This is a genomic window from Marinifilum breve, from assembly GCF_003202155.1.
Taxonomy (GTDB): domain Bacteria; phylum Bacteroidota; class Bacteroidia; order Bacteroidales; family Marinifilaceae; genus Marinifilum; species Marinifilum breve.
This window is the reverse complement of the sequence record NZ_QFLI01000002.1, coordinates 662,911-681,563: the sequence shown is the minus strand read 5'-3', so window position 1 is coordinate 681,563 and position 18,653 is coordinate 662,911. Positions and strand designations below refer to the sequence as shown.

19 protein-coding genes are annotated in these 18,653 nt (G+C 34.4%); 4 read left to right on the top strand and 15 right to left on the bottom strand.

Annotated elements, in window-relative coordinates:
• Positions 1-46 precede the first annotated feature (46 nt).
• The 6 genes from DF185_RS06955 to DF185_RS06930 are packed head-to-tail and all read right to left on the bottom strand — an operon-like array spanning position 47 to position 4,237.
• Positions 47-538, bottom strand: coding sequence for a hypothetical protein (locus DF185_RS06955; protein ID WP_110360013.1), 492 nt, complete (start codon positions 536-538; stop codon positions 47-49).
• A 43-nt stretch (positions 539-581) separates the two neighbouring features.
• The gene (locus DF185_RS06950) at positions 582-1,268 is read right to left on the bottom strand and encodes a WG repeat-containing protein (protein ID WP_110360012.1); all 687 of its coding nucleotides are present in this window, start codon (positions 1,266-1,268) and stop codon (positions 582-584) included.
• On the bottom strand, positions 1,268-1,561 hold the full coding sequence (locus DF185_RS06945; protein WP_110360011.1) for a YciI family protein: 294 nt from the start codon (positions 1,559-1,561) through the stop codon (positions 1,268-1,270). The genes DF185_RS06950 and DF185_RS06945 overlap by 1 nt, the downstream gene beginning before the upstream one ends.
• 60 nt (positions 1,562-1,621) lie before the next feature.
• On the bottom strand, positions 1,622-2,875 hold the full coding sequence (locus tag DF185_RS06940) for a PDDEXK-like family protein (protein ID WP_110360010.1): 1,254 nt from the start codon (positions 2,873-2,875) through the stop codon (positions 1,622-1,624).
• The gene (locus DF185_RS06935; RefSeq protein ID WP_110360009.1) at positions 2,868-3,740 is read right to left on the bottom strand and encodes an exonuclease domain-containing protein; all 873 of its coding nucleotides are present in this window, start codon (positions 3,738-3,740) and stop codon (positions 2,868-2,870) included. The genes DF185_RS06940 and DF185_RS06935 overlap by 8 nt, the downstream gene beginning before the upstream one ends.
• 2 nt (positions 3,741-3,742) lie before the next feature.
• A complete protein-coding gene (locus DF185_RS06930) occupies positions 3,743-4,237 on the bottom strand; it encodes a hypothetical protein (protein WP_110360008.1) in 495 nt (164 codons plus the stop codon).
• Between the two features lie 712 nt (positions 4,238-4,949).
• Between DF185_RS06930 and DF185_RS06920 the strand changes: the two genes are divergently transcribed.
• Entirely contained in the window at positions 4,950-5,696 is a 747-nt protein-coding gene (locus DF185_RS06920) for a hypothetical protein (RefSeq protein WP_110360006.1), read from the top strand.
• Between the two features lie 575 nt (positions 5,697-6,271).
• On the top strand, positions 6,272-6,421 hold the full coding sequence (locus DF185_RS06910) for a PspC domain-containing protein (protein WP_110360004.1): 150 nt from the start codon (positions 6,272-6,274) through the stop codon (positions 6,419-6,421).
• A 216-nt stretch (positions 6,422-6,637) separates the two neighbouring features.
• Here DF185_RS06910 and DF185_RS06905 read toward each other — a convergent pair whose 3' ends face one another.
• The 6 genes from DF185_RS06905 to DF185_RS06880 all read right to left on the bottom strand — a co-directional run bounded on the left by DF185_RS06905 (position 6,638) and on the right by DF185_RS06880 (position 12,788).
• Positions 6,638-7,198: a DUF192 domain-containing protein gene (locus tag DF185_RS06905; protein ID WP_110360003.1), complete on the bottom strand. Its 561-nt coding sequence runs from the start codon at positions 7,196-7,198 to the stop codon at positions 6,638-6,640.
• Positions 7,199-7,293: 95 nt separating this feature from the next.
• A complete protein-coding gene (locus tag DF185_RS06900) occupies positions 7,294-8,127 on the bottom strand; it encodes an isocitrate lyase/PEP mutase family protein (RefSeq protein ID WP_110360002.1) in 834 nt (277 codons plus the stop codon).
• A gap of 9 nt (positions 8,128-8,136) precedes the next feature.
• Positions 8,137-9,225: a methylated-DNA--[protein]-cysteine S-methyltransferase gene (locus DF185_RS06895; protein WP_110360143.1), complete on the bottom strand. Its 1,089-nt coding sequence runs from the start codon at positions 9,223-9,225 to the stop codon at positions 8,137-8,139.
• A gap of 13 nt (positions 9,226-9,238) precedes the next feature.
• Positions 9,239-10,291, bottom strand: coding sequence for a bifunctional transcriptional activator/DNA repair enzyme AdaA (locus DF185_RS06890; RefSeq protein ID WP_110360001.1), 1,053 nt, complete (start codon positions 10,289-10,291; stop codon positions 9,239-9,241).
• A gap of 145 nt (positions 10,292-10,436) precedes the next feature.
• Positions 10,437-11,894, bottom strand: a complete 1,458-nt coding sequence (locus DF185_RS06885) for a sodium:solute symporter family protein (protein ID WP_110360000.1) — start codon at positions 11,892-11,894, stop codon at positions 10,437-10,439.
• A gap of 15 nt (positions 11,895-11,909) precedes the next feature.
• Positions 11,910-12,788, bottom strand: coding sequence for a zinc-dependent peptidase (locus DF185_RS06880; RefSeq protein ID WP_110359999.1), 879 nt, complete (start codon positions 12,786-12,788; stop codon positions 11,910-11,912).
• Between the two features lie 202 nt (positions 12,789-12,990).
• On the opposite strand from DF185_RS06880, the gene DF185_RS06875 reads away from it, so the two are divergent.
• Entirely contained in the window at positions 12,991-13,878 is an 888-nt protein-coding gene (locus DF185_RS06875) for a phosphatidylserine decarboxylase (protein WP_110359998.1), read from the top strand.
• A gap of 7 nt (positions 13,879-13,885) precedes the next feature.
• Here DF185_RS06875 and DF185_RS06870 read toward each other — a convergent pair whose 3' ends face one another.
• Positions 13,886-14,374 carry a hypothetical protein gene (locus tag DF185_RS06870; RefSeq protein WP_110359997.1) on the bottom strand — a complete coding sequence of 163 codons (489 nt, stop codon included), beginning with the start codon at positions 14,372-14,374 and terminating at the stop codon, positions 13,886-13,888.
• 311 nt (positions 14,375-14,685) lie between these two features.
• Here DF185_RS06870 and DF185_RS06865 point away from each other — a divergent pair, with 311 nt between their 5' ends.
• Positions 14,686-15,468 carry a hypothetical protein gene (locus DF185_RS06865; RefSeq protein WP_133249986.1) on the top strand — a complete coding sequence of 261 codons (783 nt, stop codon included), beginning with the start codon at positions 14,686-14,688 and terminating at the stop codon, positions 15,466-15,468.
• A gap of 141 nt (positions 15,469-15,609) precedes the next feature.
• On the opposite strand, the gene DF185_RS06860 is transcribed toward DF185_RS06865, so the two are convergent.
• On the bottom strand, positions 15,610-16,188 hold the full coding sequence (locus DF185_RS06860) for a hypothetical protein (RefSeq protein WP_133249985.1): 579 nt from the start codon (positions 16,186-16,188) through the stop codon (positions 15,610-15,612).
• 138 nt (positions 16,189-16,326) lie between these two features.
• The gene (locus tag DF185_RS06855) at positions 16,327-18,585 is read right to left on the bottom strand and encodes a LuxR C-terminal-related transcriptional regulator (protein ID WP_110359994.1); all 2,259 of its coding nucleotides are present in this window, start codon (positions 18,583-18,585) and stop codon (positions 16,327-16,329) included.
• Between the last annotated feature and the right edge of the window lie 68 nt (positions 18,586-18,653).

Sequence of the window (18,653 nt, the reverse complement as noted above, 5' to 3'; positions counted from 1 at the left end):
TATATAATGGTTCTTCAAACATTTAATGAATCCTTCTGATTCTTTTCTAAAAATCCCACTCCTTCTGAATATAGCTCAGGCGAAGACGAAGTAATTCATTGTTTTTGGCACCTTCATGCATCAATTTGTTGATGTGCTTTTTGTAGAAAAAAAAGCTGTATGCAAGCAAGCTAAGACCAATGGCAAAAACAATTCCCATTGATTCCCAATCCTTTTCTGCTTGCGTTACATTCACAACGATTTCTATTGACATGAAAAGCAAAAACATTACCAACCAGCTTAGCAGTTTTCTAAAAACTTCTTGTTGGCTTTTCTTGAACAATAGGCCAGGGGTTTCGCCTTCTTTTAAATCAGCTTGCAATTCTTCAATGCATAGCTGCTTCTCTTCTTGAAGGATTTGTCTGTCGAAACCTCTTTCTTTTAAGAGTTTACCTGCGATTATTTTCTTTTCAAAATTGTAGGCACCATCGTGTCTGAAATAAAAGAACAATTCATCTGTGCTTTCTTGTTCCAGTGATTTTTTTAGTGTTGTGTTCATGTGATTGGCTTTGTATGCTTATAATTTCCTCAAATAGGAGAGTTTAATTTTCGATTACCTTATACTGTTTTGATTCTATCTGTTCGAGTGAATAAATTGGTTCAACGATTTCATTCCCATTTTTATCAACAAAGCCATAAGCATCGACTATAGATTTAACCAATGCTAATCCTTCTTCAATTTCATTAAATCTTCCAATTTTTGAATAATCCGCAGGGATCACTTCCTTACCACTTTTATTAATCATTCCATATTCACCAGTAATTGATTTCACCAATGCTAAATTCCCATTATCTCTGGTGAACTTTTCTATTTTCTTATAAACTGCAGGAATAACTTCTTTTCCTCTTCGGTCTATCATTCCATAAGTACCAGTAATCGATTTGACCAATGCCAATCCTTCTTCAACTTCATTAAATCTCCCGATTTTTGAATAATTCGCAGGGATCACTTCCTTACCACTTTTATTGATCATTCCATATTCACCGGTAATTGATTTCACCAATGCTAAATTCCCATTATCTCTGGTGAATTTTTCTATTTTCTTATAAACCGCAGGAACAACTTCTTTTCCACTTCGGTCTATCATTCCATAAGTACCAGTAATCGATTTTACTTTTGCCCAATCCTCTTGGTATTCCCCATACTCATATATTTTTCTGTAGTCTGCCTGAGAATAAGCTGCAATTGAGCTTAATACCAATAATACAAGATTCAATAATGTTTTCATTACCTATTTTCATTTAAAAATTCCAATTCCTCGCAGGTTTTGCTCGGAACAAATTCAGTCACTTCATAATTTGCCAAATTGTTCTGTTTGAAAGGATCTTTTTCGATAATTGCTTCCAATTCCGATTTCGAAGCAACATTCGATAGAATGATTCCTCCGGTTCTTGGTATTTTTCGTCCCGATGCCAGAAAATTTCCCAACTCGTATTGCTCATTTAAAAACTCAATGTGAGCATTCAAAAATTGGTCAATTTGATCCAGTTTGCTTTTGTATGTTAGATTTACGATGAACATTTTTTCTTTTTTTGTGATTTGATCTCTTTTGTATGTTCTTTTTTCGTTATAAATGATTAGCTAAATGCTTGCGTTAATTTTTACAATCTCAAGTTTTAGTTGTTCTCTCATAAATTTCTCTATGCCATTAAGCAATTCTTCTATTGTGTTACTTCTTAATCCGGCATCAATAAGATCGAATGTTTTTTGATAAGAAAAATCCTTTAAGAAGAGTTTATCATTATCGGAAAATTCGAAATAGTTCCACCAGTCAATTTTTCTTTCGTGAATCATACCCAATTTGCCCAGATCTGTTAGTTTAGAAGAATACGAACTGTCTATTTCTTCTTTTTCAAATCCCCAAAACAAGTATTCATTTTTTTCATGCCACACGTATGCAACTAATCCTGGCAATATGCGAAACCGAACTCCACCGTCTTCATATTTTTTGTTTTCAGAATAATGGGCAATGTAAGTAATTGCTTCTTCATCCATTTGTTCAATAATTTCATAACCTCTGTTTTCTATATTGTTTTCTAATTCTTCCCAAAATTCATATATGGTATGCCACTTTACATGCTTGAAATTATCTATCAAGTATTTGGTTGCATCCATTGTTTCCTTTGATAAGGCAATAGTGTCTTTTATTTTTTTTCTTTCTTCTAATTCAGTTTCGTTATTACACATTTTATTTAAAATTTTTTTGTACTGAAGAATCGATTCTCTAATAAATGGTTTATTTGATACCTCTTTAATACAGATGTCTAACCATTTGATAACTTCATTCTCATAAGAGATGCAATTCCCATTTATATTCTCCAAGCATTCAAATTCACCTAAGCTTTCCCCTGATGGTAGATGTCCATCAAGAGTAAGATAGAAGACATTTATATTCTCTTGCGGAATTCCTTCTGCATCTCGAACATGTTTAAAATACCTTTCTAATTGACCACCTGATGAATTGTTGCTATCGCCTGCATATATTTTATTTTCAATTATTATAGCGTGCCTAGATTTTCGATCAATTACTAAAATATCGATATTGTTGTTTTCCTTCTTGTTCCATTCTTCAGGATAGACTTGTGCGTCAGAAAAATTGCCTGATTTTATCTGGGGAAACAATCTAATGAACTCTTGTAAGAATAGATCTTTTAATTCATGGGATCCAAAAGGATCTAGTAATGCTGCAATAAAACGAGAGTGTAATCTTCTTTCATCATGTTCTTTATGAAGAACAGAAAAGATATTAAACTTTTCTTCTTTTTCTCTAACTACATCAAACCTTTCCTTCAACAGGTCGAGCTTTTGTAACATGTAATTTAATTTATCAATCATATTGAATTTTTTCTTCTTTTAGAGTTTCGTATTCTTCAAATTTTAAGATCTTAGCTTCCTTTCCTTCATCAATATTTTTTTTCATTTTCGCTAATTTCGAAGGACCAACATTCTCACCCGTTATTAAAAAGTTAGTCCTTTTAGTAACGCCTGAGTCGATATCTGCACCTAATAATTTAAGTTCGGTTGCAATTTCCTTTTTTTGGGGTGTCGAGAAACCTGTAATAACGACTTTCTTCATAAAGAAAGGATTTGATTTATTTGTGGCATTTTCAAAATCTGGTTTAAAGATGTCTCCTTTTAATCTTTCTTTCTGATAATAGTTGTGTGTAGATTTTTTTTTCTGCTGGCAACATTCTTTATTGATTGCTTCTATTGGTAGTTTCTTACTTTTAAAAAGCTCATATATTATTCCACAAGCCTTGGCATCCGAGAGTGCCTCATGATGATTTAATTGGATATCGCAAACTTTAGCTACAGTATTAAGCTTTGCTTTTGTTATTGCGTAAGTGCACTGCCAATTAATTCCTAAGTTTTCATTTATTTCATTAAACTCCATAGCCTGTTCTAAACAAGCTTTATCCGTACTAAAAGCGTTATGTGCCACTACAGTACAATCTTTAATTCTTTTTCTTATTTCCGGATATACTTCTATAAAACTTGGGGCATTTTTGGTGCAATCTGGTGTTATACCATGCACCTTTATAGTAAATGGACTATATTCATTGTTTGGAGGTTGAACTAGAGTTGAAAATTCATCAACAATATTGCCATTATGGAATGAAACAATCCCTACAGAACAGATACTGCCTTTAAATGGTACGGCATGCTCAAAATCAATGGCTACAAAATCTATTTTTTTCATGATTATTTCAATTTGTTTATAAGGTTCAAAGTGACTGTATCGTTAATTTCTTTACATCGATTCTCCACAAACCTTAGAAAAGATTCTTCGCTTATAATCTGAAGATTTTTATACTTATAATTTCTAATTTTCTTTTTTTCTGCGGCAGAATAGACATTAAGTACATTATTTAAATTTTCAATAATCGGATGCAGAGGATTACTTTTTATCTCATTCATTAAAGTATTTGAAATTATATAATAGTCAGTTTCAATTGTTAACTCACTGTCATCAGCCCATCCTCCGAAGTTTCCGATTATTTGAAATTCAGAGTACTTATTACCTTTTAATTTTTTACTGAAAAGCACATTTTTATCGTAAAATGGGTTGCTATTGTTAGTATTCTCAAATATTTTATTTTGCTCTTTAAAGTAATCGACATTTACGATGACTTCAGGTTCACTTTTATTCAGCTTTTCCTTTTGGTTGTCACATTGAGTGTTGGTAAAAAGATCCATAAAATTGGTTGTTTAATAATTATGCAGATTTTGACTTTATATTAAGAATTTGCCATGCTGCAGGATTCATTCGGCAGCGTGGGGAATTTCCCATAATTGTTGAATTAGTTATTTTAATTAAAGTGTTTGGTTTTAAATTTATATTTACTACATCCCGAATTTACACATCTTACTTTATCATTCCAAATAAACCATTATTGTATAGTATTTTTAAAGTGAGATTTTTAAATCTTATAAATTATGAAATGTATTTTGTGCATTGTAAAATAATTTGTGAATTGTGGCAAATGTTGCCTGTTATTTGGAATTTGTTTGGTTGGGAAAATCCTATGTTTCCTTTATTTTTTAATGACTAAGAATATTATTGATTTTCTCATAAAATTTAGGGTTTATTGAAGTGGTGTTTTGTAAGTAATTGAAAAAGAAGTTCAGAAAAATTAACCTTTCAAAAATAAATTTTGCATAAAAAATTAAATATTTCAAATTGACTTAAACAGGCATGAGCAGTGGGATAGAAGCTTTAATTGAACATAGAAAATGGATAGGTACAAATAAAAAATCAATAAAAAAGTTTTTTTAGTAATAAAATTATTCATAGCTTCGTTAGTATTATAGTAAAATTGAGAATTGACTCATCTCAGTTGTTTAAATTTATCTTTTTTGGAGAAGGATTTGTGGAGAAGGATAATATTAATCTTTTAAATGTATTATTATGTCTGATCAACAAAATTTACTGGATCACCTGGAAGAAATTAAAGCAGTACCCGAAGAAAATATCAAGTATTGCGACATTCCCTATTGGATTTTTATTGGAGAGGCCGAATCGTTACATTCTCGTGCTACGCAAGATTTACCGATGCTACAGGCCTTTAATTTTGATGCTACCAAGCTCGAACGTTTGTTAAGCCTTACTGGTGCCACGCGAACAGCACAGGCCAATTGGGAATCTAAACAAACATTAAAGCAAGTGGCCATTGAAAACTGGAGAAAAGAGGCTCCAATCATGTATGAGCTTCATAACGAACTGATCGACTTTATGGAATTTGCTTTTCGAAATCGTGAGGACTTGCTAAAGCGTCTGTCGGCCATTAAGGAAGGAGATTCGAAAGCAGATACCATTCAGGATATGGCAAGCCTATCGGTATTGGGCAAAGACAATTTGGAATTGCTAACGGCCGTTAATTTTGAGATTGAAAAATTGGATAAAGCAGCCGAAATTGCCGATAGAATGGGAACCTTATTGGGTGAGGTGAATGGTAAAATGTATTTCAAGGATGAGATTAAGCTGACTCGAGATAGAAGCTATACACTTTTGCGTGAGGTAGTGGATGAGGTTCGAGATTACGGCAAGTTTGTATTCCGAAATAATCACGAAAAGCGCCAGGGCTACATTAGCAAATACAATCGTGAGCGCATGGTAGCTTATCGCAAGGCGAAAGCTGAAGAGGCTAGCTTATAGATCATTTAAGTATGAAATAGTTTTGCAATTTTTTTTATTAATAATTTGCAGTTATAGTTGTAATATGGAGAGTAGTAGTACTCTCCATTTTTGTTTGCATTGGAGGGAAGTGCTTCCGCACGCGAAGAAACTTGTTCCGCACGGCCGGGTACCCCTTCCGCACACTTGGGAAGTGTTTCCGCACGCAAGTTTTCTTGTTCCGCACGCCGAGGTACCCCTTCCGCACGAACAGGAAGTGCTTCCGCACGCAAAGGTAGCCTTTCCGCACGCAGGGGAAAGTCTTCCGTACACTAAAAGAGGTGTTATCGCTTAGTGCGGAAGTATGCAAATTGGGTGCGGAACTACTGGCTTTGCGTGCACAAATGAAATTTCGGTTTTCGGAAGTTATGAATTTAATCACGGAAAGTATATCATATGATGCGGAAAAGCTTTTTTCTGTAGCAGAAGTACTTCGCAGAATTCTGACATCAGTTCATTCCATCTTTTGGGCATGTAAATACTCCATTTCAACTAATAGGTGATTCTAGCTCCAAAAAAACCATTAAATTAGGGTAAACATCAAAAAAAGAAAGAATATGATTTTAGGAGTATCAGAGTGGCTCAGCGGGAAATTAGGCTGGGATGTAACAATTATTAGAGTTGCCTTTGTGGTATCGGTATTGGTTTTTGGATTTGGAATAGGACTGTATTTGATTTTGTGGTTGGTGAAAATGTTCTCGAATTAGTTTAGATAAAATGATCTGCCAATTCTTATACATGGCACCTCAGTAGACACTGTTTATCAGTGTCTTTTTTTTGTGTATGAATTATAAATATGAAGAGAAATTGCGCTATTTGAACAATAGTAAAGCCAAGGCATTGCCTTGGCTCTTTTTAAATTATCTGAAAATTAATATTTTCTATTCATAGACCTTTTAGTTGGAATACATTTTCTACAAAGGCTATCGAGTTCTTTCAAAGCTTATTTTATCGCCTTCCTCAATTTTAAATTTTTCGCAGAACCCACCAATTACCTCAACTACATATTTTGCCTTTTTAATGGATGGGATATTTTGCTCCGATAAAGGCACAGCGCGCTCATGAATTCTTACAATTTCCATATTACTGTTTACGAAAATCAAGTCCAGAGAAATATAGGTTTCTTTCATCCAGAAATCCTGTGTTTTTTCAATATCCATAATAAATAACATTCCTTGTTGATCACTCATGGAATATCGGTACATTAAACCTTGCGCAGTTTCGGCTAAACCTTCTGCAATTTCAATATCTATGATTTTGATTGTTGAGTTGTTCTGCTTACTAATAAAAGATAATTCACCTTCTTTTGTGAAAGGAATTTCCAATTTCTTACTGTCTTTATTAGCAGATCTTTTGGAGAAGTTTGGCTGAATTGCCAAAAATATCAATGCGATACCAATGGCAATAAGAGCTATGATTTGTACGGATGAAATTTTTCTTTTGGATGATTTTCTCTTATTGGATTTTTTGTTTTTGGATTTCATTTTAGTCTCTGATTTTTGCTATTTTTTTTCGGATTTTAAGATAACAAATCAATTTCATCTTTTCATAATGATTTCGGATATTCATAAAAGTGATTTTACTTGGCAAAATATCGATTGGCTTCGGCATATGAAAAATCATGCTCAATCAAACTACTGATATCACCCTTCTCAATAATCTCATTACTGGTTTGAATAAGTTTGGCATAGCTGGCTCGTACTGGTCCCGATCCCAAACTTAAACGTGAAACTCCCAATTTTTGCAATCCTTCCAGATCATGATAAAGAGGATTGGCAATGGTATTCAAGGGACCATCGATATTTGAAAGCAAGTTGATAATGCTATTCTTTTCCAACAAACCAGGGACAAATACACAATCGGCTCCAGCTTTTAAAAAAGCATTGCTTCGTTTTATGGCCATTTCCATGTTCTCTATAGGGCTTCCTACCTTTAACCAAAAGGCGCAAGTTCTGGCATTAATTACGAATGGTAAATCCAATTCCTTTTTCAGTTCAGAAATTGCCTGGATCTTTTCCAACTGCAATTCAATATCGTCTAATTTTCCATCCGGACGACCATCTTCCAGGTTGATTCCAACTGCGCCAGCTTTTAGAATGTTGCCAATGTTTTGCTTCACTTTATACGGATCGTCAGCATATCCTCGCTCCATATCTATCGAAAGAGGTAGGTTTACTCGTTTGATAATTTGTTTTGTAACCAACAATAGATCATCAAGCTCTATGATTTCTCCATCTGCATAGCCAAGCGAATAGGCGATGCCTGCGCTTGTGGTTGCCACAGCTTTGAATCCTTGATTTTCGAATACTTTAGCCGATCCTGCATTCCATGCATTGGGAATTAGCAACATTTTATTGTTGTGATGGTGAGCTTGAAATTCTTTGGCTTTTACTTTTTGTTCCTTTGATATCATTTTCTCTTCTTATATTCTCTGGTTGCAGATTTCTTGTAAAGGACAAGAGTTGCATAAAGGTTTCTTTTGGCAATATGCCTTGGCATGTTCAACAATTAAAGCATGATAAAGGTTGTAGGTTGCTACACTTTTAGGAACAGCATCTTCCATAAGCAATCTAAAATCATCGTATTTGTCTGGAATTGTAATGCCAATGCGATGGAAAATTCTCCTGGTATAGGCATCGATTACGAAAAATGCTTTTTCCAGAGCGTATACCAAAATGCTATCAGCAGTTTCGCCCCCAACACCCTTAATTGCCAAAAGCTCTTCACGTAATTGCTCTCCTGGCATTGCCTTTACTTTTGCAATATCAAAATCATATTGCTTGAACCATTTACATAGCGCCTTCAGTTTTATTGCCTTTTGATTGTGGTATCCACTTGGGCGAATAATTTCTGCCAGATCGTCATTCGAAGAATTTTGTACAAAAGCAGGAGAGAGTTTGCCATTGAAGTTTGCCAAGGCTTTTTCTACATTTTTCCAATTGGTGTTTTGAGTAAGTATGGCTCCAACCATCATTTCAAAATCACTTTCAGCAGGCCACCAATCAAGTTCGCCATAATGTTTTTGAAGAAGTTCAAAGCTTTTGTTAATGCATTCCATCTGAAGCAATTTCTGCTTTAGTTCCAATCCATAGGCATATCCAACTAGTTTTCTGTTTGCCCCAATCACTCTATGGCATGGCACTATTATTGGAATGGGATTCTTGTTATTAGCCATTCCCACAGCTCTTGATGCTTTTGGATTTCCTACTGCAGTTGCAATGTCTTTGTAAGTGCATAAACCGCCATAGGGAATTTTTCTCAGTTCGGACCATACTTTTTTCTGAAAATCAGTGCCAGAAGGATTTAGTTTTAGATCAAAATAAGTTCTCTTCCCTTCGAAGTATTCAAGAAGTTGCTGTTTGGCATCCTTAAACAATGTTTGGTCTTTTTTCCATTCATCACTAAGGCTGATATCTTTGCTATTGTTATCAACAAGCAATTGGCTGATACCATTCTCATTCCCAACAAGAATGACCCTGCCAAAGGATGTTGCCAGTATATCGTATTTCATTTGTGAATTATTGCTATTTGTTTTTTGATTCATGATCCAGAAGCCATTGCTTTCGTTGCAATCCACCACCGTATCCGGTTAGACTGCCATCTTTTCCTATAACCCGGTGGCAAGGAACGATTATAGCTACGCGATTATGTCCATTGGCATTGGCCATGGCTCTGACTGCGGTTTCTTTGCCAATTTTTTTTGCCATTTCCTGGTATGTGCTCGTTGCACCAAAAGGGATGTTTTGAAGTTCTTTCCATGTTAATTGTTGAAAGGGGGGTCCAGGTAAATCAAGCGGGATGTCAAATGATTTTCTGCTGCCTTTGAAATACTCGTTCAACTGTTTTTTACAGGTTTTTATGTGTTCGTTTTCACCTTGAAGAATGATGGCGTTCATTTTCTTCTGCAGATCCCTAAATTCTGTTTCCAGCATTTTACGATCGGTAAATTCTACCAGGCAAATGCCATCATCGCTTGCACAGATGAACATTGGACCTAAAGGAGTAGTGATTCTGGTAATGAGAATAACAGATTTGTTTAAACTTTCTTTGGGTGAATCACCCACCAACACCTTAAAAGTATATCCAAAGCCACTTAATGAGTTGTAGCCTGAATTGAAGGCAGAATCGGTTACTTGCTTGCCCTTTTTTAAATCTTGAAAAGCAGAATTGATTCTTAACATTCGCTGATATGCCTGAAAGGTCATGCCGTGATGTTTCTTGAACCATCGCCTTACTTTTTCGGGTTGCAATCCATTTTCTTTCAATTGGTAGTCGCTTACCTTTTCGAATATGTTTTGATTAACCAATTCAATGGCTTTTTGAATATCCTTGGGTGGTTCGTAAGCATGGTTTGTTGGTTTGCAAATTTTACATGGTCGATATCCATTCTGTAATGCATCCTTCGAAAGCGTAAAGAACTCAATGTTTTCAAACTTTGGAGTTCTGGCTCTACATGTGGGAATGCAGAAAATTCCCGTAGTTTTCACCGCTAAAAAGAATGTACCAATATACTGACTGTTTTTTTTCTGTACAGCTTCGTAGTACTCTTCACGCTTTCGCTGATCATGTATAAGCATAGTCCTCTTGATTTGTTTTGTACAAAGGTATTAGCTTATAGCAACTAGAACAACCGAAAAATTGACAAGTAATTTTTATAGGATTATAAATGATGAATTCACACTAGTTTTTATAGATTGTTTGGTTTTTGTTAGCATATGAATACTATGCTTTTTCAAACATTCCTGCTTTTTCAATAAAACTTTCAGCCTTTTTCTTTTCTGTTTTAGTTGCAATGCTCACGATAATAAATATCAGCGCTGAACCAATCATTCCATAAGCAGCCTGCTGCACTGAGGCAATTTCCCATGCGGTTGGTAATTTTACTCCCAAAGCCACCAATAAATTGTAGCTCGAAAAAAGCAATCCAAAGATAATGGATAGGGTAGCTGCTGCAGAATTTCCTTTTTTCCAGATAAAGGCCAATACCAATGGTACAAAAGCTCCTGTTGCCAGAAAATCGGAACCTATCCAGGTTATTTTTAGAATGGAGCGAATTTCAATGGCAATTAACAATCCGAGCGCCGCAATAATTAAAGTGGCTATTTTCCCTACCCAAACCATTTCGTGGTTTTTGGCTGTTGGCTTGAATCTGTTCTTAAAAACATCCACACTTAAAACCAAAGCTCCTGTATTGATCATGGAATCCATGGTTGACATGATGGCTGAGCACAACCCTACAAAAAGTAATGCAGCCAAACCCATTGGCATATAGTCCTGAATGATGGCTGGTACAATTCCTCCTTCAGGCACCGATTCGTAAATTCCCAAACTCAACATTCCTGTTAATGTTACCATTAAATACAATGGAATAAATACAATGAATGCCAAACCCATCATTTTCTTGGCGTCGGTAGGTTGTTTTGCAGCTGATATTCTTTGCCAGATATTGGCCTGTATCATCCATGAACAGCCAAAAGTAATGATGAATACAAAATTGTTGGATAGATTATGAAAGAAGGAGAAGAATTCAGGTTTGTTTCTGCTTAAGGCAATTTCCTGCACTTTTTCGAATCCACCCGAATGATTGTAAGCAAATATGAAAAGCACAATGGCTGCCATTAATAAGAATACAAATTGAATGATATCGGTTACTACCACACCTTTAAAGCCACCAAAGAAAGAATATAGCACAACAATGCTGGTTCCAATTAATGCGGCAATCTTATAATCTACATCGAAAAAGGATTGGAAAAAGTTTCCAATAACAACCGCCTGTGTGGCTACACCCAATATCATAAAGATTAAGATGAGAATGGAAAGGAGTAGAGCTACTGTTTTGTTGTAACGCATTTCCATGATTTGTGGTTGGGTAATGGTTCCGACTTTACGAATGGCTTTTGAGAACAGGTACATCAGGAATGTGGAAAACAGCACAGGCATGCCATAAATCCAAAAGGAGGAAAGTCCTTGATTGAATCCATGATCGACCAAATCGATAGAAGAACCGCCTCCCCACCAGGATGCGATAAAGGTGATGGCCAATGCCCAAAAAGGCAGTTGACGACCGGCCAAAAAGTAGTCTTCGGTGTTTTTACTGGCTTTCGATCGCAAAACAATGAACATGATTCCCGCGAAATAAGCAATCAAAAGAAGTATTGAAATATTTTGAAGTTGATTCATATTTGACTTTTAAAATTAATAGTGTTGTTTCCCGCAGCACTTCTTAAATTTCAATCCGCTTCCGCATGGGCAAGGACTGTTTCTGCTGATGCTCTGTTTGGCACGAAGCAATTTTCTTTCTGACATATTCTGATTGAAAATCTCCTCCAGCAATTGATACAATTCAGGATGAGCATTGGCCAATAGCTTTGGTCTTTCGAAAAAGTATTCGCTGATTACTGCAAAAAACTCGGCTTTATTGGTTGCTCCATAAGGATTGATGTCTGACTTTTCTTCGTAGATTTCTTCAATTTTCTTACTGATTAAATCTAACCAGGGAATCGAGTATTGCTTTTCCATCAATATGGAAGGAAGACCATCAATCTTGCCGTCCATTTTATCGATAAGGTGCACAAACTCATGTATGGCTGTATTTTTCTTATCCGATTCGTTGGAGAAACCGTGTAACAAAGCAGGTTTCGAAAGAATCATTTTGCCTTCCATATAACCTGTGCCTACCATCCCTAAAATTCTGGCATCTTCAGCTTTCGTTTCAAATTTATCATTAAAACTGTTGGGGTAGAGCAGTACTTCAAACAGATTGGTATATTTCCAATTGGGAAATTCAAAAACGGGAATAATTGCACTTGCAGCTACCAAAACTCTATCGGTATCATCAACCTTAGTATGAATTCCTGTAATTCTACAATTCAATAAGAACTCTTGAACCTTGTATTCAAACCTTGTTTTTTCTTCCGCAGAAAGGCTATTGTAGAAACTGACTTTTTGAATTAGAATTTTTCTCCAATCGCCTGGGAAAGGTTTTTTTGGAGATATCCAGTTTTTATTGGACCATAATTTTTTAAACAAAAGATAGGCCAATATGCCTATAGAGAGGATTGCAATGTACTTCATGAAATATGATATTCTTGATCGTTGATTGAACTTTAAATAAAATAAAAACTAAAGATAGTAAAGTATGTTGAATATGATTCTTGGTATTCAAATAGGGTGAATGATCAGAATTCTTAGACAAATCAACTAAAAGAGCCAACGAATTTGATGATTATTATTGAAATACTGCTAAATTTGTAGCTTGTATAATTTCAAAACGTTTATGGAGTACATCGAATATATTGAAAGAGAGAGTGGTGAAGTGCAAAAAGAAGTAGTGCCCGGTGAGGGTATGCTAAAATGGCTTTATGGATCTTTCTTTGGAAAAGCTTCGTTGCATGTACTTGTAAAGAGAAAAGTAGTTTCGGCTGTTGGTGGTAGATTTATGAATAGCCGCTTATCTAAAGGACAAATTAAGCGTTTTGTTAAAAAAAATGGAATAGATCTTTCCATTTATCATGAATCTGATAGCAAATCCTATAAGCATTTTAACGATTTCTTTTATCGAAAAATTCAGGATAAACAGCGTCCAATTGGCGATGCTATCGTTTCACCTGCTGACGGAAAAATACTAGCATTTCCTTCTCTTAAAGATGTGGATTCCTTTTTTATTAAGGGATCAGAGTTTTCTATTAATAGTTTTTTAGGGAACAAAAAGTTAGCAGAGAAGTATGTTGATGGGACAATGGCTATCATTCGATTGGCTCCGGCCGATTATCATCGTTATCATTTTCCTGCTGAAGGAATAGCATCAAAATCAAAAAAGATTAAAGGAAAGTATTTCTCTGTTTCGCCTCTGGCTCTAAAAAAGAGTTTAGAAATTTTCTGTCAGAATCAAAGAGCTTATAGTATTCTTAAAACAGAGGAGTATGGCGATATTTTGATATCTGAGGTTGGAGCAACTATGGTCGGTAGTATTATACAAACCTATAAGAAAGATACATTTGTAGAGAAGGGGAGTGAGAAAGGTTATTTTGCTTTTGGTGGATCTACAGTTGTTTTGTTCTTTGAGAAGGATAGAGTTGTTTTCGATGAGGATATTGTTGAAAATACTCGACATGGCTACGAAACTTCAATAAAAATGGGCGAAAATATCGCCCAAAAACTATAGTTTTTTTCTAATTCATCGCACTCATAAATATTGAAATAAATACTATTACTATAACAGAAAAGGTCATTTGCATATAGTAATTTGTTACAAACAAACCTGAAAGTATTGCCAATTCATTATCTGTATTGGTTTCAATATCTCCACTAAATGAATTGGTACATGCATTTATTTGTGTGTTGTCATCTCCTTGCATGGCCCATTTTGTGTTCCACATATTATTGTATTTCCAATAGTAATATTTAGATTCTAAGCTGATTTGAGCTTTGGTCATCCATGAATTGTACTGAATTTCACCTACAAGTTTACCAAATTCGTTATAAACCTCAGTTGATTGCTTTAAGAATCCTTTTGTTCGAAAAGTATATTTCTTTCCATTCATTTCGGCCTCGCAGGTTTGTGAAAAGCTACGATTACTTAATGAACCGATTTGTTTACTTCCAAAGTATATTTGGTATGCGGAACTAAAAAGACCTTTTTTCCAGTTTAAAGTTTTCATCTTGTTTGGGTTTTTGGTGCTTAAATTCTAAAATTAGTAAATTATGTGAACTTATTTCCAATTTGAGATCTTGATTATTAATTGAAATTAATTTTACTGGTATGCCTTGTTTACACAGGTTAAGAAGTTGTAAATTATGGGGCGTAAATTGTTATATAATCTTAAAGGCACAAAATATATAATTCATTCCAATAAAAATCTAGGTTAATTTTTTTTACTTTCTCTTATAATTTAAAGGGTTTACCAAAATCAAATTGTTTCGAGAGAGAAAAATATGTAACTTAAGTATTATTCACTAAATACTTGCTGAAATGAGAAAGATATTGCTATTGGTTACGTTTGCTCTGTTATGCAGTATTGGCATGGCACAGCAGGAAAGATTTTTAGTCTTTGATTTTATGAAGGTTGCCGATGATATGGAGAATGATTATTGGGAAACAGAAACCTTCTTTGAAAAAATACATGAACAACGCCTAAAGGATGGAGAGATATTGGGTTGGGATCTTTGGTCGCTTAAGCCTGGAGGAAGTGAACAAGGGTACCAGTATCTAACTGTTACCATTTTCGATGACCCGGTTAAGGCTATGGCAAATGGAGATACTTTTGTTGCAGCCAAGAAGGCATATCCTAATATGTCTGATGAGGAGTTGAGAGCAGAGTTGAAAGAATCGGTGGGTTCTCGAGAATTGAGCAAAAGAATTTTCATGAAAGTAGTGGCAGCTACTGCTGATGATTTTAAAATGGAAGTGGGAACAGTAATGCGAATGAATTTTATGGAGGCCATAGAAGGTAAATTCGATGAGTATGAAAAGGCTGAAATGGAATTGTTTTTGCCGATTCATCAGAAAAGAGTAGATGCAAAAACAATGAGTCATTGGAGCTTAACTCGAGTATTAATGCCATCTGGAAGTAGTGTGCGTATGACGCATATGACTTTCGATATGTTTGATGGATACTTGCATTATTTCGATGCTTATGGTAGAAATGAGGTGTTCAATGTTGACGATGAAACGCAAGTTAAAATTGATGAAGCCATGAAGTTGAGAGATTTGAATTGGTCTTATATTGGAATTATGAAGAAAACTGTGAAATGATTTTCACGGAGATCAATAAACAATGCTCAGTAATTAGTCTGTAATTTGATTCTTACAGATACTAGTGACATAAATAGAAATCTTAAAGCAAAAAGGAGATAAAAGCTATAGCTTTATCTCCTTTTCTTTCATAGTTAGTGGTTAGTCGGGTACTGTGTTCATTATCACATACCAACTCCATTCATTGGGATCGCCTACACCAACGCTTGGTGTATATCGGAAAAGCCCAATGTTTTTTCCTCCTTTTAAATATCTATTTACAATGGCCAAGTCATTAATAGAATTCCAAATATCCTCTAGAGGGTAATCTACTCCTTCTTCAGAGAAAATAATTTGAAACCTCTCGTCGGCAGGTTTTGTTATTTCTTCTTCCAAAAACAGAAAATTATCAGGATGATATATGTATTTAGGAAATGATCTTTCTCCTGATCCTGCCCAAACAATACTTCCTTCAAAGATTAATTCTTCTCTAGGTTCGTAGTATAGTGAAATGCTGCCAAAGTCTCCAGGTGAAACATAGTCAACACTTATTGGAATGTTAGTAGATTCGTTAAATTCTGAGTGAAGAAATATTTCAATTCCTCCCTCAAATTCAAAATCGGTGTAGTTAATCTTTAGCAAAACTACTGAGTTGTCGTGGTTGTGATAAATGTACTCATCATTATCATCTAAACAGCCAGTCAGTAAACCCATTAATAGAATAAATATCCATTTCCTCATCACATCTTTCTTTTAGAGTTATACCAGCCTGATTACAACAAAAATAATACCTAAATTATAGATGTATTTGTCGTTTCCCAGACCATTTATACAATTAAATGATGAAGAGATATGGAATAGGTTGCGTAAAAATGTTTGCTAAACTTGAGTTTCAGCTATCATTTTTTCAATAATATCTTCCAGTTTCTGATCAACTTCTAGTTTTAATTTCTTTCTCAAACGATATCGAGCGGTATTTACACTAGAAGGTGATATCATTAGGATGCCGGACATTTCACGTGTTGTAAGTCCAAGTTTAATAAGGGTAAAGATTTTAATTTCGTTTCTCGATAAGTTTTGATATCTATTTTTTAAAGTAGGAATAAAATTTGGGTTTTTCTTTGAGAACAGTTGAAGATAATTGTCCCAGTCATCTTCCGTTGTCAATTTTACACTTAATAGAGCTTCCAATTCATTTACTTCTTCCTCAGTAGAGAATATTGTTTGATTGCTAGTAAGCTTTTCTTTTAATTCTTCAATGGTTTCTTCTTTGATTCTTATCAGCTCGTTGTTTTTTTCAATTGTTGTTTTATCTATTTGGCTTTGCTGCTTTAACTGTTCTCTTGCCTTTTCTTTAATTTGAATTTCTGTTTTTAATCTTCTTGTTCTCTTTTTCATGTATATCACTAGAAGGCTAATTAAACTAAGACTAAGGATAATGTAGAAAGCTCGAATGAGTAGGATTCGATTGAAAAGCTTCTTGTTTTCTTTGACCAGTGCTTTTTGTTTCTCTTTGGCCTGTAGAACTGTAAATTCGTTATCCTTTTTGTAAAGCATCAATACATCTTCACGATGATGTATTTTTTTGTTGATGCTGTCTGCCTTCTGTAAATATAGGTATGCGCTATCTGTTTGGTTTAGATTTTTGTAAACTTCAGATAATGATTGTGCTATATTTGACCTGTCTTTTAGCATTAGAATGGAATTACGTTTTGTCCATGCTTTAGTCAAGTATGTTTTAGCTTGTAGCAGACTGTCTACCATTAAGTAGTAATCTCCGTAGATTTTATTAATGTAAGTTCTTGAAGTAGTAGATTTTGTAATTGCACAATACTCGTCGGCTTTTTTCAAATTCATAAATACATCTTGTGGATTCTTGTCAAAGTGTAAACTAAGCATTGATTTCATGATAAAATAAGAACATTTACCAATTGGTGCATTATGCTTTTCAGCTTTTCTTTTTAGGATATCTAAATAATATTGTGTAGAATCCTTATCAAATTGACTATATTTAGATAGAGCTATATTAGCATAGTCTGTGATGGCCATGTATTGTAAATTCCTTTCATTGTGCATGCTAATGGCTTTGTGTAAGTACTTATCAGCATCTTTAAAACTGTGCCATTTTATCATTAAACGTCCCAAGTGTTGATAAGCTTTGGCAATTGCATAATTGTCTTCTTTCTCAATAAAAATTCGAATACCATCGAATATCATATCAACTCCCTTTTTTAAGTCGCCATTAGCATCATAATTCAGGCCAAGGTTCTGAAGAATATAGGATACTTTGTTATTATCATTCTGGTTTTTTGCTATTCTTAGAGCATTTTCGTAGTGAGTTATAGCTTTTGAATGTGTTCCAAGATTCGAATATAACGCACCTAAATATGCCTGATCCATATAAATATGATCTTTAATACCTGATTTATTACTTATCTCAGCTGCTTTTAACAAATATGTTTCTGCTTTACGAAAATCGATACCTCTGTTGTATAAAAAGGAAATGTTGGTATAGTAGACTCTCAAGAGGTCTTCCGAAAAAGAAGTATTGGTATTTAATTCTTTGTGGATAAAATCAATTCCTGTTTGTATTTCTGCCGCATACCAATAAGTATAAGTTAACTGTTTTACGATGGCATGATAATATTTGATGGCAAACTCTTTGTTTTCGGATTCAAATAAGCTTATGGAGTATCGGTATGCCTTCTGAAAATCTTTTATGGATTTATTGTATTGTTTTGAACCTTGATAAATCCTGGCTTTTAAATAATAGGCCTGTAGCACTTCTCTTGGCCTTTCCAGTTCCTTTGATAAACTTATTACCTTGTTCACTTTCTCTAGTGAAGAATTATACTGTTTGCTTGAATAAAGTCCACATCCCCAATAAAACAAGGCTTTCAATCTTCCAATATCATCATTCAACAGTAATGCTTGAGAGTGACAAATTTCTGCATAATAAATAATTGTATCACCATTGCTACCATAGGAAAAGTCTTCAGCAATTTTAAGATAGGTATTCAAGTAATCTTTTCCTTCTTGCTTTTTCGAAATATTAAGAAGAGAATCGATTTTATTGTTGCAAAAAGCATTTGGGATAAAAAATAGCCAAACAAATATATAGAGAAAAAGGTGCTTCATAACATGTTATACTGTTAAGGGGAATGTAAAAGTAAAAAAATAGAATTTTTCCTACAAATAGGGGTATA

Bases quoted from the DNA above. Each gene is read 5' to 3' on its own strand.
- DF185_RS06955 (WP_110360013.1), bottom strand. From the start codon at position 538: ATGAACACAACACTAAAAAAATCACTGGAACAAGAAAGCACAGATGAA.
- DF185_RS06950 (WP_110360012.1), bottom strand. From the start codon at position 1,268: ATGAAAACATTATTGAATCTTGTATTATTGGTATTAAGCTCAATTGCA.
- DF185_RS06945 (WP_110360011.1), bottom strand. From the start codon at position 1,561: ATGTTCATCGTAAATCTAACATACAAAAGCAAACTGGATCAAATTGAC.
- DF185_RS06940 (WP_110360010.1), bottom strand. From the start codon at position 2,875: ATGATTGATAAATTAAATTACATGTTACAAAAGCTCGACCTGTTGAAG.
- DF185_RS06935 (WP_110360009.1), bottom strand. From the start codon at position 3,740: ATGAAAAAAATAGATTTTGTAGCCATTGATTTTGAGCATGCCGTACCA.
- DF185_RS06930 (WP_110360008.1), bottom strand. From the start codon at position 4,237: ATGGATCTTTTTACCAACACTCAATGTGACAACCAAAAGGAAAAGCTG.
- DF185_RS06920 (WP_110360006.1), top strand. From the start codon at position 4,950: ATGTCTGATCAACAAAATTTACTGGATCACCTGGAAGAAATTAAAGCA.
- DF185_RS06910 (WP_110360004.1), top strand. From the start codon at position 6,272: ATGATTTTAGGAGTATCAGAGTGGCTCAGCGGGAAATTAGGCTGGGAT.
- DF185_RS06905 (WP_110360003.1), bottom strand. From the start codon at position 7,198: ATGAAATCCAAAAACAAAAAATCCAATAAGAGAAAATCATCCAAAAGA.
- DF185_RS06900 (WP_110360002.1), bottom strand. From the start codon at position 8,127: ATGATATCAAAGGAACAAAAAGTAAAAGCCAAAGAATTTCAAGCTCAC.
- DF185_RS06895 (WP_110360143.1), bottom strand. From the start codon at position 9,225: ATGAAATACGATATACTGGCAACATCCTTTGGCAGGGTCATTCTTGTT.
- DF185_RS06890 (WP_110360001.1), bottom strand. From the start codon at position 10,291: ATGCTTATACATGATCAGCGAAAGCGTGAAGAGTACTACGAAGCTGTA.
- DF185_RS06885 (WP_110360000.1), bottom strand. From the start codon at position 11,894: ATGAATCAACTTCAAAATATTTCAATACTTCTTTTGATTGCTTATTTC.
- DF185_RS06880 (WP_110359999.1), bottom strand. From the start codon at position 12,788: ATGAAGTACATTGCAATCCTCTCTATAGGCATATTGGCCTATCTTTTG.
- DF185_RS06875 (WP_110359998.1), top strand. From the start codon at position 12,991: ATGGAGTACATCGAATATATTGAAAGAGAGAGTGGTGAAGTGCAAAAA.
- DF185_RS06870 (WP_110359997.1), bottom strand. From the start codon at position 14,374: ATGAAAACTTTAAACTGGAAAAAAGGTCTTTTTAGTTCCGCATACCAA.
- DF185_RS06865 (WP_133249986.1), top strand. From the start codon at position 14,686: ATGAGAAAGATATTGCTATTGGTTACGTTTGCTCTGTTATGCAGTATT.
- DF185_RS06860 (WP_133249985.1), bottom strand. From the start codon at position 16,188: ATGAGGAAATGGATATTTATTCTATTAATGGGTTTACTGACTGGCTGT.
- DF185_RS06855 (WP_110359994.1), bottom strand. From the start codon at position 18,585: ATGAAGCACCTTTTTCTCTATATATTTGTTTGGCTATTTTTTATCCCA.